Below are 12,362 nucleotides of genomic sequence, written 5' to 3' on the forward strand. Positions count from 1 at the left end.
GTTGAACATAACGGGGTGGATGGTTGCGCGAGGTCCGCAAACTGGGGCACATCGGCTGGCCGATCAAGCCGCAACAGGAAGCAACACGCGTTTGGAGCAGGCTTTACCCATCGAAGCCCACACCACCGAAGCCAGGGCCTTCGTCGTCACCAACCGCTCGGTGCTCGCCATCGCCGTGCCGATGACGCTTGCCTATCTGACGACGCCGTTGCTCGGAATTGTCGACACGGCGCTGGTTGGGCAGTTCGGCGACGCCGCCCTTCTCGGCGGCCTGGCGGCCGGCGCCCTGATCTTCGACGTCGTTTTCACCACCTTCAACTTCCTGCGCTCCGGCACCACCGGCCTCGTCGCCCAGGCCTTCGGGCGCGGCGATGCGCTGGAGGAGCAGGCGGTGTTCTGGCGCGCCGTGCTGATCGCGGTCGTCGCCGGCGTCGTCCTTGCCGCGCTTGCGCCGCTGGTCTCCACCGCCGGGCAATGGTTCATCGGCGCCGAGCCGCGCGTCAGCGCGGCGATGGACGTCTATATCCGCATCAGGATGCTCGCGGCACCGTTCTCGCTGATCAATTACGCCATCCTCGGTTACGTGCTTGGGCGCGGCGAGGGCGGGCTCGGGCTGATCCTGCAATTGATACTGAACGGCATCAACATCGCCCTCTGCTTCCTGCTTGGCCTGGAGCTCGGCTGGGGCGTTGCCGGCGTTGCCTGGGCAACGCTCACCGGTGAATTCGTCGCCATGCTGCTGGGTCTCGCCATCGTCGGCCGGCGCTTCTGGGCGGCACCCAGGCTGCCGCGCCACCGCGTGCTCGATCTGCCGGCATTCCTGCGCATGATGTCGCTCAACCGCGATATCATGATCCGCTCCTTCTCGCTGCTCGCCGCCTTCGCGCTGTTCACGCGCCAGGGCGCACAATTCGGCACTCTGACGCTGGCCGCCAACGCCGTGCTGATGAACCTCTTCCTGGTTGCCGGCTATTTCCTCGATGGTTTCGCCACCGCTGCCGAACAGCTCGCCGGGCGCGCCATCGGCGCCCGTGCCGCCACGGCGTTTGATCAGGCGGTGCGGCTGACGCTGCTTTGGGGGCTCGGGCTGGCGGGCGCGGCGACGCTCTTCTTCCTGCTGGAGGGCGCCGATCTCGTCGCCCTGATCACGACCGCGACAGACGTCCGCGCCATTGCCGACATCTACCTGCCCTGGGCGGCGTTCACCTCGCTCAGCGGCGCGCTGGCTTTCGAGATGGACGGGATTTTCATCGGCGCAACATGGTCGCGCGACATGCGCAACATGATGCTGGTGTCGTTCCTGTCGTTCAGCGCCGCGCTGCTGATTCTGGCGCCGGCCTTCGGCAATCACGGCTTGTGGGCGGCGTTGCATGTCTTCCTGCTGGTACGCGGCTTCAGCCTGCTCGCCATATTGCGGCTGCGGGCGCGCACAGCCTTTAACTGATCGCTAAAGCGGTTTCGCCGCCCAGTGATCGAGGCGGCTGTCGCGAAGCTCGCGCAGCGACTTCAGCCCTTGACTGTCCATGAAACGGGCCATGCCGGAAAGAATGCGCCCCGGCAGCGCGGGCCCGGCATAGATCATGCCGGTGTAGAGCTGCACGAGATCGGCGCCGGCGCGGATCTTTTCCAACGCCGTCTCGGCGGAATCAACGCCGCCGACGCCGATGATAGTGGGATCCGGGCCAAGCAGTTTTCGCATCCTTGCCAGCACGATGGTCGAGCGCTCGAACAAGGGTTTCCCCGAAAGCCCGCCGGCCTCGCCAGCAAGGCCGGCGCTGCGCAGGCCGGATCGCGCGATCGTGGTGTTGGAGACGATGACGCCGTCCATTTGCTTGTCGCTGATCTCGGCGGCGATGTCCTCAAGCTCGGGCTCGACCAGGTCCGGGGCGATCTTGAGGAAGACGGGCGGTTTTGCCGGTGCCGCCGCACGCGCAGCCATGACCCGCGACAGGAGCTCGCCAAGCTGGTCGCGCGCCTGCATGTTGCGCAGGCCCGGCGTGTTCGGCGAGGAGATATTGATCGTCAGATAGCTGGCATATCGCGCGAACCGGATCATGCCGCGCTCATAATCACTGACGCGGTCGGCGCTGTCCTTGTTGGCGCCGATGTTGATCCCGACGATGCCGGGGCGGCCCTTGCGGGCGGCAAGGCGCTTCTCCGCGGCGGCGTGGCCCTCATTGTTGAAGCCCAGCCGATTGATCACCGCCCCCTCCGAAGGCAGCCGGAAGATGCGTGGCTTTGGATTGCCCGTCTGCGGCAGCGGCGTGATCGTGCCGACCTCGGCGAAGCCGAAGCCGAGGCCGAGCAGCGCGTCCGGCACTTCGGCATTCTTGTCGTAACCCGCGGCCATGCCGAGCGGGTTCGGGAAATCGAGCCCGCAACGGCTGACCTTTAACCTGTTGTCCTGCGGCGGACGACCGGCGACCGGCAGCCCGCATCTCAGCGCGGCAATCGACAGCCCATGCGCGGTTTCCGGATCGAGCGTGAACAGCAGTTTCTGGCCGATCCGGTCGAACGCGCTCATTCGGCCTCCAGCGCCGGGAATTCATGCCGGCCGTCAGCGCCGAGCGGCAATGCCTGCACCGAAACGACCGCATCGAGGCCGAGCCCGCCATAGAGATGCGGGAACAGGGCGCCGCCGCGCGAGACCTCATATTTCAGCGCATCGCCGAGGCGCGCGCTATCGACGGCGACCAGCAGCAACCGGCTTTGGCCGGCGAAATGTTTGGCCGCCGTTTCCCGAACCTGCCCGGCGGTGGAAAAATGGATGAAGCCGTCGGCGACGTCGATAGGCGCGCCGGTGAAGCGGCCTTCTCTTTCAGCCTCGCGCCACAGCACCTCGGGAACTATCTTGTAGATGATCTCGGACATAGTTGCGCTATAGTCCGAACCGACCACGCGGGGAAGGGCAGGCCCGTGTTCTTCCCCATTTCAGGTTCGTCCCCATTTCAGGCGCAAACTGTGATAGATTTTGCGCTGACTGGCTCATGGAGGAAAACATGCGTCTGAAACACGTCTTGATCCCCGCAGCACTGGTGTCGCTTGTCGCGGCGTCGGCCTTTTCCGATGAAGCCGATCGCTACCGGTTGGAGAAATCGGCCAATGGCTATGTCCGCATGGATACGCAAACCGGCGCCATGTCGCTCTGCGAGGAGCGTTCCGGCCAGCTCGTCTGCAAGATGGCGGCCGACGAGCGCGCCGCCTTCCAGGGCGAGGTCGACCGGCTGCAAAGTTCGGTGAAGGCGCTCGACGAACGCGTCGCCAAGCTCGAAAATTCGCTTGCCGCCCGTTTCGAATCGACTTTGCCCAGCGAGGAGGATTTCAACAAGACGATGGGCTACATGGAGCGCTTCCTGCGCAGCTTCATGGATATCGTCAAGGACATGGACAAGGACGAAGACGGCGCCAAGCCCAATTCGCAAAAGACCTAGGCAATTCGCAAAAAGACCTGGGGCGGGAATAGCAAGCCGCCCACGCCGGACGGCAGGCGTAGCGTTACAATCGTTCAGATCCTGCAAGGCGGAACATCGCCAATGGGAGTCGGGGAGGGATATCACCGTTGGGCTACACATTCGTCATTGCCGACGATCATCCGCTTTTTCGCGGTGCATTGAGGGAGGCACTCGCGGGCATCGGAGACGTTGCCGCCATTCACGAGGCCGGCGATTTCGAAAGCGCCAAGGCGCTGGTCCTGGCCAATGAGGATGTCGATCTGGTGCTGCTCGATCTCTCGATGCCGGGGGCAAGCGGTCTTTCCGGCCTGATTTCGCTGCGCGGCATCCATCCGGCGGTGCCGATGATGGTGGTCTCGGCGCATGACGATCCGGTGACGATCCGGCGCGCGCTCGATCTCGGCGCCTCCGGCTTCATCTCCAAATCGGCCAGCATGGAGGAGATCCGCAATGCGGTGCAGTCGGTGCTCGCAGGTGATATCGCGGCACCCGCCGGGGTCGATCTCGGTGTCGAGCGCGATCCCGAGATTTCCGACCTGATCAAGCGCCTGCAAGCGCTGACTCCACAGCAGACGCGCGTGCTCGGCATGCTGGCTGAGGGACTGCTCAACAAGCAGATCGCCTATGAGCTCGGGGTCTCCGAAGCGACGATCAAAGCGCATGTCTCGGCCATCCTGCAGAAGCTCGGCGTCGACAGCCGCACGCAGGCGGTGATCCTTTTGTCCAAAATCGGCAGCGACCCGCTGCAGACGGCCGGCTGATTCCTATTCGGCCGCCGACGCCAGCGGCCTGACCCTGGCCATCATCGAGCGCAGCATTGCCGGTTTCAGTGGTTTGCTGATCACCGGCACGTCGAGCCTGCCGGCAGCGGCGCGAACCTCGCTGGAGCGGTCGGCGGTGACCAGCACGGCCGGCAAGTCCTCGCCATGGATCGCACGCAACTGGGCGATCAATTCGAGGCCGGTCCTGTTGTCGAGATGATAGTCGGCAAGCACGATGTCCGGCCGATGCATGCCGGACCTCTCGAGATCCTCCGCGCCGGAAAGCGTGTCGACGCTGCAGCCCCAACCCTCGAGCAGCAGCCGCATGCCGTCGAGGATGCGGGCGTCGTTGTCGATGCAGAGCACATGGAGCCCGGCAAGCGAGGCCGCGGCACGGGCAGGCGGCTTCGCCTCGGCCTCGCGCCGCGGTGCCTGCACGGCCACCACCGGCAGCAACACGGAAAAGCGTGTGCCCTTGCCTGGGTTGGAGAAGATCCGGATTTCGAGGCGCAGGACGCGGGCGATGCGGTCGACAATGGAGAGCCCAAGGCCGAGGCCTTCCGCCTCGCGTGCGCCCTCGTCGAGCCGGGTGAATTCGCGGAACACGGTGTTGAGCTTGTCGCCGGCAATGCCGATGCCGGTGTCGATAACCTGGATCTCGGCCAATTCGCCGCGCCGCCGCACGCCGACCAGGATGCGGCCATGGCGCGTGTATTTAATGGCGTTTGAGACCAGGTTCTGGATCAGCCGGCGCAGCAGATTGCGGTCCGTCATGACGCTGAGCGACGACGGCATGATCGAGAGTTCGAGCTTCTTTTCGGCGGCAAGCGGCCGGAAGTCGTTGCCGATCTGGCGCAGCAGCCCGTCGAGGCCGAAGCTCGTATCGTCCGGCTTCATCGCGCCGGCATCGAGGCGCGAAATGTCGAGCACCGCGCCGAGGATGGTCTCGACCGATTCCAGCGACGATTCGATGTTCATCGCCGCCTTGCCGGCAGGTCCCTTGCCAGTCTTCTCGATCAGTGACGAGCAATAGAGGCGGGCGGCGTTCAGCGGCTGCAGGATGTCGTGGCCGGCGGCAGCGAGGAAGCGGGTCTTGCCGAGATTGGCCTCCTCGGCCAGCATCTGCGCCTGCGCCAGCTCCTCATTGACGCGGGTGAGCTCGGCGGTGCGGCTCTTCACTCGCTGTTCCAGGGATTCGTTGGCGCGCTTCAGCGCCAGATCCTGCTCGACGCGTCCAGAGATGTCGGCGTAGGTGGCGACGATGCCGCCGTCCGGCATCGGATTGGAGCGCAATTCCAGGATGCGCCCGCTTGTCTTCAGCTCCATCTGCCATGGGCTGACGAAGCTGGTCAGGCGGTTGAGCATGGTGACGCGCTGGTCTGCCGGTATATCGCCGCGCTCGGCAAGGTGGCGCAGGATACGATCGAGTGAGACGCCGACCTGGCCCATCTCGTCGGGCAGGTCGAACAGCGCCCGGTACTGGCGGTTCCAGCAAATCAACCGGAAATCGCGGTCGAAGACAGTGATGCCCTGTTCCATCTGGTCGAGTGCGATCTGCAGCAGATCGCGATTGTGCTGCAGCGCCTCCGTGGCGTCGTCGAGCAGGCGGAAGGCGTCCTTGGATTCGCGGTCGTTGCGGCGCAGCAGCAGCGACAGGATCAGCCGCGCCGAAGAGGAGCCGACGGCACTGGCCAGAAGCTGCTCGGAGAAGCGGATGACATCCATGCTGGCCTGTTCGTTGCCGTGCAGTGAAGTGCCGCCGCTCTTTTCGAACGACTGAAATGACCGCTCGGTGCGTTCGACACCGAGATAGCGCGCGATCGTGTCCTTGAGGTCGTTGACGGTTATGGTGGTGCGGAAGCGGCGCAGGCTCGGCAGCGGCCCCGCCTCGCGCGGCACGAAGATCGATGCCTGGATGCGTTCCAGCGGCACGGAGGCGCGCGACAGCGAGCCGAACACAAAAAAAATCGTGTTGATCGACAGGCTCCACAGCACGCCATGGTTCAGCGGCTCGGCGACGGTGCCGAAAAGAGCCTGCGGCCGCAATGCATCGAAGCCGAACAGGCCGTGGACGAGGATGCCGGTATCGGGCGCGACGAGCGAGGGAAGCAGCAGCGTATAGCTCCAGACGACGATGCCGGCGACCATGCCAAGTGCGGCACCCCTTCCGTTGGCGCCGCGCCAGATCAGGCCGCCGATCATTGCCGGCGCGAACTGCGCGATCGCGGCGAACGACATCAGGCCGATCGAGGACAGCCGCGCGCTATTGGTGCTCTCGCGGTAGTAGAGAAAGGCGATGAACAGCATGATGAAGATCGCCGCCCGCCGTACATTGAGGATGAGCGTCGACCAGTCCTCGTTCTCGGATGTCGTGGTCCGCAGCAGCCGGCGCACGAACAACGGAATGACCAGGTCGTTGGAGATCATGATCGACAGCGCGACGCTTTCGACGATCACCATTGCGGTCGCCGCCGACAGCCCGCCGATGAAGGCGGCCATGGCCAGCACGTCGTGGCCGCTGAACAGCGGCAGCGACAGCACGTAAAGGTCGCTGCTGGTCCTGGGGCCGACCAGTTCCAGGCCGGCCAGCGCGATCGGCAGCACGAACAGGTTGATTGCCACCAGATAGAGCGGAAACACCCATGTCGCGGTGCGCAGCTCGGCCTCGCTGCGATTTTCGACGATGGTGACGTAGAACTGGCGCGGCAGCATGAGGATGGCAAAGCCGCTCAGGCATGTCAGCACCAGCCAGGTGGCGAGCGAGGTGTTGTAGCCCATCGCCTGGCGCACCTGCGTGTTTTCGGCGAGCCGGTCGAACATGTCGCCTGGCCCGCCGAAGATCAGGAACATGACCATCAGGCCGATTGCCAGGAAGGCGGCGAGCTTGACCACGGTTTCGACTGCCACCGCCAGCACCAGCCCGTCCTGGTGCTCGGTGGCATCGGCGTGGCGCGTGCCGAACAGCACCGCAAACAGCGCCAGCAGCATGGCAACGACCAGCGAGATGTCGCTGACGAACGGATCGAACGACGGCGGCGAGCCGGTATAGTGCTCGACCATCAGGCTGACCGAGCCCGAGATCGCCTTCAATTGCAGCGCCATATAGGGCACCGCGCCGATGGTCGCGATCAGTGTGGCGATCGCCGCGACAGCGAAGCTCTTGCCGTAGCGGGCACCGAGAAAGTCGGCGACCGAGGTGATCTTCTCGGTCTTGGCCAGCCTGACGATGCGCTGCAGCAGCGGAAAGCCGAACACGAACACCAGCACCGGTCCGATATAGATGCCGAGGAACTCCAGGCCGCGCTCGGAGGACAGCCCGACCGAGCCGAAGAAGGTCCAGGAGGTGCAGTAGATGGCGAGGCTGAGCGCATAGATAAAGGGCCGGGCGCGGCCAGGCCCGGATGAAGTCGAGCGCCGGTCGCCCAGGCTGGCGATAGCAAACAGCAACGTCACATAGGCGATCGCGATGATGACGATGAACCAGCCCTGCACGGCTCGAACTTCCTCCCTGCGCCGATTTTTCATCCGGCCTTGCAGACGCAATCACAGCTTCGCCACCGAGTCCATCGCGGCTTTCGGCGCATTATGGCCGCGGCTTCGCGCAATCCAGGCCGGGGAAACACGTCTTTGCGCCTGTCGCAACCGCAGGTTTTTGCTATTCTGCCCGCCGGTCGATGCCGAGGCGTGGACGGCAGCACGGCCGGTCAGGACAAGGAGGGTCGAATGCTGAAAGAATTTCAGGAATTCATTTCCAGGGGCAATGTGATGGACCTGGCCGTCGCCGTCATCATCGGCGCTGCCTTCAGCAAGATCGTCGATTCGCTGGTCAACGACATCATCATGCCGATTATCGGGGCGATTTTCGGCGGACTGGACTTCAACAACTACTTTCTGCCCTTGTCTTCAGCCGTCAACGCCACATCGCTGGCCGACGCAAAGAAGCAGGGCGCGGTCTTTGCGTATGGCAGTTTCATCACCGTGGCGCTGAATTTTCTCATTCTCGCCTTCATCATCTTCCTGATGGTCAAGGCGGTGAACAATCTGCGCCAGCGGCTGGAGCGCGAGAAACCGGCCGCCCCGGTTGCCCCGCCGCCGGCCGATGTCGCGCTGCTCACCGAAATTCGCGATCTCCTCGCCAGAAAGTAGCGCCTGCGGTAACTTTCTGGACCAAAACCCCGGTCGCCTGCGGCCGGGGTTTTCTGTTTTCGTCCGCCCTGAAACACGCTAGCAGTCGAGCAAACGAAAACGGACCCATCCATGACCCTGATCGATACTCTGCGCGCCGAAGCGCGGGCGGCGCCTGAAAGCGGCATTGTCGCCGTCATGAACCGTGGCCGCGGCCGCGACGGCATGATCCCGCTCTGGGCCGGCGAGGGCGACCTGCCGACGCCTGCCTTCATCACTGATGCCGCCGCCAAGGCACTCGCCGGCGGTGAAACCTTCTACACCTGGCAGCGGGGCATTCCCGAACTCAGGCAGGCACTCGCCCGCTACTACACCAGGCATTTCGGCAAGACTTTCGCCAACGAGGAATTCATCGTCACCGGCTCCGGCATGCATGCCATCCAGATGGCCATCGACGCGGTGGCCGGCAAGGGCGACGAACTCGTCTACCTGTCGCCGGCATGGCCGAACTTCGCCGCCGCCGCCGGCGTCGCCGGCGCCGTGCCGGTCGCGGTCACGCTCGACCAGTCGGGCAATGGCTGGTCCTGCGATGTCGACAAGATCGCAGCCGCGATCACGCCGCGGACCAAGGCGCTGTTCGTCAACACGCCGTCCAACCCGACCGGCTGGACCGCCGACAAGGAGACGCTGCAGGCGATCCTCGACCTTGCCCGCGAAAGGGGCCTGTGGATCATCGCCGACGAGATCTATTCGCTGTTTCATTACGGCGATAGTCGCGCGCCGTCCTTCATCGACATCATGGCCGATGAGGATCGCATCCTGTTCGTCAATTCCTTTTCCAAGAACTGGGCGATGACCGGCTGGCGCATCGGCTGGATCAAGATCCATCCCGCCTTGCAGCAGGTGTTCGAGAACCTGGTCCAGTATTCGACGTCCGGCGTTGCGCAGTTCATGCAGCGCGGCGCCGTCGTTGCCCTCGATGAGGGCGACGCCTTCATCGTCGAGCAGGTGGAGCGGGCGAGGGCGGCGCGCGACCTGGTGTGCGGCATTCTCGCCGAAACCGGCAGGGCGCGGTTCACCGTGCCGCAGGGCGCATTCTATCTGTTCTTCGCGGTCGACGGCATCACCGATTCCCGCGCTGCCGCCTTCGACATGGTCGACCGCGCCAATGTCGGCCTGGCTCCCGGCACCGCCTTCGGCCCCGGCGGCGAATCCTTTCTCAGGCTATGCTTCCACCGCCGTCTCGACCAGCTCGAGGAAGCCGCGCACCGGCTGGCGAAATGGATGAAGAATATGTGAGCTGCCTCGAAGCCCCGAGTTCAAACTCGCTCCGGCGAGTCAGCTGGCGTGGGTTTCGAGAACCGGAGCGCAGCGGACATTTGGGTCCGTGAGCACCGGAAGCGCAGAAAGCCGCGTCAGATGGCCGCCGGAGTAGAGTTTCAAACGGGCTTCAGCCGCCCGACTTCGGCACCAGCAACGGAATGACGCGGTCGCTCTTGGCGACCGACGGTCGGCCCGCCGAACCGTAAGGAATCCCCAACGCATCCCATGTCTCGACCAGCGCGTCCTGCAGGGACGCAATCAACGCGTCCGAATGGAACGGTGTCGGCGTGATGCGCAGCCGCTCGGTGCCGCGCGGCACTGTCGGGTAGTTGATCGGCTGGATGTAGATGCCGTGCACACCGAGCAGGCGGTCGCTGGCCATCTTGCAGAGCTCGGGATCGCCGACCAGAAGGGGCACGATGTGGGTAGGCGACTCCATCACCGGCAGGCCGGCCGCGGCCAGCACTTGCTTGGTCCGCGTCGCCTGACGCAGCTGCGCATCGCGCTCGGCCTGCGAGCGCTTGAGATGGCGGATCGAGGTGGTTGCCGCGGCAGCGATCGCCGGCGGCAACGCCGTGGTGAAGATGAAGCCCGGCGCATAGGAGCGCACCGCGTCGATCACGGCGCTGGTGCCGGCGATGTAGCCACCAAGCGTGCCGAACGCCTTGGCCAGCGTGCCCTCGATGATGTCGATGCGGTCGGCCAGCCCTTCGCGCTCGGTGATGCCGCCGCCGCGCGGCCCGTACATGCCGACGGCGTGGACCTCGTCGATGTAGGTCATGGCGTTGTAGCGCTCGGCGAGATCGACGATCTGCTTGATCGGCGCGATGTCGCCGTCCATCGAATAGACGCTCTCGAAGACAATCAGCTTGGCGCGCTCGCGGCCGGCCGTCTGCAGCAGGCTTTCGAGATGCGCGACGTCGTTATGGCGGAAGATCTTCTTCTCGGCGCCTGAGCGCCGCACGCCCTCGATCATCGAAGCGTGGTTGAGCTCGTCCGAGATGATCAGGCAATTGGGAAGCAGCTTTGCAATGGTCGAGATCGACGCCTCGTTGGAAACGAAGCCGGAGGTGAAAACCAGTGCCGCTTCCTTGTCGTGCAGGTCGGCAAGCTCCAGTTCGAGCTCGACCAGCGGGTTGCTGGTGCCGGAGATGTTGCGGGTGCCGCCGGCCCCCGACCCCATCTTGCCTGCCGCCTTCTGGAACGCGGCAATGACGTCGGGATGCTGGCCCATGCCGAGATAGTCGTTGGAGCACCAGACGGTGATTTCCTCGGCGCGGCCATTGGCGCGCCAGATGGCGCGTGGGAATTTCCCGACGATACGCTCAAGGTCGGCGAAGACGCGATAGCGACGCTCCGCATGGAGCTGGTCGATCGCTTCCTCGAAAAACCGCTGATAATTCATGTCGCCTTCCCAGTTTTGCGCGGGATCATAGTCATTGGCCCATTCGTCGTCCACCTGGCCTTTTTGGTCAAAATGCCACGCCCCGAGCCTGTTCCTAACGACCACGGAACGTGGCCTATTCCCTTGATGTGGATCAATCTTGTTTCAGGACAATGCCACGCGCCGATGAGACTGGTTACCGCAGGTTTTAATGGCCTGGCGGCGGATTTTCCAGTACGGCGACGATTGAGACAGTTCCGATAAATCATGAATAGCGAGGATGCGGATGACGGTTTTGGTGACAGGCGGTGCCGGCTATATAGGTAGCCATATGGTCTGGGAATTGCTGGACACGGGCGACAGCGTCGTCGTCCTCGACCGGCTTTCTACCGGCTTTGAATGGGCGGTGGCCCCGGAAGCAAAGCTCGTCGTCGGCGACGTCGCCGACAGGGAACTGGTCGCTTCGATCATTCGCGACAATAAGATCGACGCGATCATCCATTTCGCCGGCTCGATCGTGGTCCCCGAATCGGTCGCTGACCCGCTTGCCTATTACGAGAACAACACCTGCAAGACGCGCACCTTGATCGAGACCGCGGTGCGCGAAGGCGTGCCCAATTTCATCTTTTCCTCGACCGCCGCCGTCTATGGCGGCGCCGGCCTGGAGCCGGTGCGCGAGGATGCCCGGCTTGCGCCGGAATCGCCCTATGGCCTGTCCAAGCTGATGAGTGAATGGATGCTGCGCGACGCGGCAATTGCCCATGGGTTGCGCTATACGGCGCTGCGCTATTTCAACGTCGCCGGCGCCGATCCGAAGGGCCGCACCGGCCAGTCGACGCCCGGTGCCACGCATCTGATCAAGGTCGCTTGCGAGACGGCGCTCGGCAAGCGCCCCTTCATGCAGGTGTTCGGCACCGACTATCCGACGCCGGACGGTACCTGCATGCGCGACTATATCCACGTCAGCGACCTGGCGGCGGCGCATCGGCTGGCGCTTCAGCGGCTGCGTGCCGGCGGATCGAGCCTGGTCGCCAATTGTGGTTACAGCCACGGCTATTCGGTGCTCGAGGTCATCGACAGCGTCCGTCGCGTCTTCGGCCATGATTTCGACGTACGGATGGGCGATCGCCGCGCCGGCGACGCCGCCGCGGTCGTCGCCAATTCGGAGCTGGCGCGCGGCGAGCTCGGCTGGACCCCGCAGCGCGACAACCTCGACCAGATCGTTGCCGATGCGCTTGCCTGGGAGCGCATCCTGACCAGCAAGAATTCGGCTCTGGGGTGAAGTGGGCTCTCCGCAAAGGTTGGCTCAGCGGGCTG

Annotated in this window: 10 protein-coding genes; 6 read left to right on the forward strand and 4 right to left on the reverse strand. The window is 64.3% G+C overall.

Annotated elements, in window-relative coordinates:
- Window positions 1-19 precede the first annotated feature (19 nt).
- Window positions 20-1,444: an MATE family efflux transporter gene (locus NKH60_RS04380; protein WP_352613958.1), complete on the forward strand. Its 1,425-nt coding sequence runs from the start codon at window positions 20-22 to the stop codon at window positions 1,442-1,444.
- Window positions 1,445-1,447: 3 nt separating this feature from the next.
- Here NKH60_RS04380 and NKH60_RS04385 read toward each other — a convergent pair whose 3' ends face one another.
- Both NKH60_RS04385 and NKH60_RS04390 read right to left on the reverse strand, forming a co-directional pair.
- Complete coding sequence (locus NKH60_RS04385) at window positions 1,448-2,524, reverse strand: quinone-dependent dihydroorotate dehydrogenase (protein WP_352613923.1); 1,077 nt, start codon at window positions 2,522-2,524, stop codon at window positions 1,448-1,450.
- Entirely contained in the window at window positions 2,521-2,871 is a 351-nt protein-coding gene (locus NKH60_RS04390) for a DUF952 domain-containing protein (protein WP_352613924.1), read from the reverse strand. Before NKH60_RS04390 ends, NKH60_RS04385 begins: the two co-directional genes overlap by 4 nt.
- A 128-nt stretch (window positions 2,872-2,999) precedes the next feature.
- On the opposite strand from NKH60_RS04390, the gene NKH60_RS04395 reads away from it, so the two are divergent.
- Both NKH60_RS04395 and NKH60_RS04400 read left to right on the forward strand, forming a co-directional pair.
- Window positions 3,000-3,431 carry a hypothetical protein gene (locus tag NKH60_RS04395; protein WP_352613925.1) on the forward strand — a complete coding sequence of 144 codons (432 nt, stop codon included), beginning with the start codon at window positions 3,000-3,002 and terminating at the stop codon, window positions 3,429-3,431.
- A 119-nt stretch (window positions 3,432-3,550) separates the two neighbouring features.
- Window positions 3,551-4,213 carry a response regulator gene (locus NKH60_RS04400; protein WP_473556440.1) on the forward strand — a complete coding sequence of 221 codons (663 nt, stop codon included), beginning with the start codon at window positions 3,551-3,553 and terminating at the stop codon, window positions 4,211-4,213.
- A gap of 3 nt (window positions 4,214-4,216) precedes the next feature.
- On the opposite strand, the gene NKH60_RS04405 is transcribed toward NKH60_RS04400, so the two are convergent.
- Window positions 4,217-7,705 carry a PAS domain-containing hybrid sensor histidine kinase/response regulator gene (locus tag NKH60_RS04405; protein ID WP_352613926.1) on the reverse strand — a complete coding sequence of 1,163 codons (3,489 nt, stop codon included), beginning with the start codon at window positions 7,703-7,705 and terminating at the stop codon, window positions 4,217-4,219.
- Between the two features lie 231 nt (window positions 7,706-7,936).
- Between NKH60_RS04405 and mscL the strand changes: the two genes are divergently transcribed.
- Complete coding sequence (mscL, locus tag NKH60_RS04410) at window positions 7,937-8,359, forward strand: large conductance mechanosensitive channel protein MscL (protein WP_352577002.1); 423 nt, start codon at window positions 7,937-7,939, stop codon at window positions 8,357-8,359.
- A 111-nt stretch (window positions 8,360-8,470) separates the two neighbouring features.
- Window positions 8,471-9,637 carry a pyridoxal phosphate-dependent aminotransferase gene (locus NKH60_RS04415; RefSeq protein ID WP_352488243.1) on the forward strand — a complete coding sequence of 389 codons (1,167 nt, stop codon included), beginning with the start codon at window positions 8,471-8,473 and terminating at the stop codon, window positions 9,635-9,637.
- A 151-nt stretch (window positions 9,638-9,788) separates the two neighbouring features.
- On the opposite strand, the gene hemA is transcribed toward NKH60_RS04415, so the two are convergent.
- Window positions 9,789-11,066 carry a 5-aminolevulinate synthase gene (gene hemA, locus NKH60_RS04420; protein ID WP_352613927.1) on the reverse strand — a complete coding sequence of 426 codons (1,278 nt, stop codon included), beginning with the start codon at window positions 11,064-11,066 and terminating at the stop codon, window positions 9,789-9,791.
- Between the two features lie 265 nt (window positions 11,067-11,331).
- On the opposite strand from hemA, the gene galE reads away from it, so the two are divergent.
- On the forward strand, window positions 11,332-12,327 hold the full coding sequence (galE, locus tag NKH60_RS04425; protein WP_352613928.1) for a UDP-glucose 4-epimerase GalE: 996 nt from the start codon (window positions 11,332-11,334) through the stop codon (window positions 12,325-12,327).
- Window positions 12,328-12,362 lie beyond the last annotated feature (35 nt).

Origin of the sequence: Mesorhizobium sp. M1006, assembly GCF_040318825.1 — a bacterium.
Taxonomy (GTDB): Bacteria; Pseudomonadota; Alphaproteobacteria; order Rhizobiales; family Rhizobiaceae; genus Mesorhizobium.

Excerpts from the sequence above, each read along its gene's own strand:
- NKH60_RS04380 (WP_352613958.1), top strand. The coding sequence starts at position 20 with ATGGTTGCGCGAGGTCCGCAAACTGGGGCACATCGGCTGGCCGATCAA.
- NKH60_RS04385 (WP_352613923.1), bottom strand. The coding sequence starts at position 2,524 with ATGAGCGCGTTCGACCGGATCGGCCAGAAACTGCTGTTCACGCTCGAT.
- NKH60_RS04390 (WP_352613924.1), bottom strand. The coding sequence starts at position 2,871 with ATGTCCGAGATCATCTACAAGATAGTTCCCGAGGTGCTGTGGCGCGAG.
- NKH60_RS04395 (WP_352613925.1), top strand. The coding sequence starts at position 3,000 with ATGCGTCTGAAACACGTCTTGATCCCCGCAGCACTGGTGTCGCTTGTC.
- mscL (WP_352577002.1), top strand. The coding sequence starts at position 7,937 with ATGCTGAAAGAATTTCAGGAATTCATTTCCAGGGGCAATGTGATGGAC.
- NKH60_RS04415 (WP_352488243.1), top strand. The coding sequence starts at position 8,471 with ATGACCCTGATCGATACTCTGCGCGCCGAAGCGCGGGCGGCGCCTGAA.
- hemA (WP_352613927.1), bottom strand. The coding sequence starts at position 11,066 with ATGAATTATCAGCGGTTTTTCGAGGAAGCGATCGACCAGCTCCATGCG.
- galE (WP_352613928.1), top strand. The coding sequence starts at position 11,332 with ATGACGGTTTTGGTGACAGGCGGTGCCGGCTATATAGGTAGCCATATG.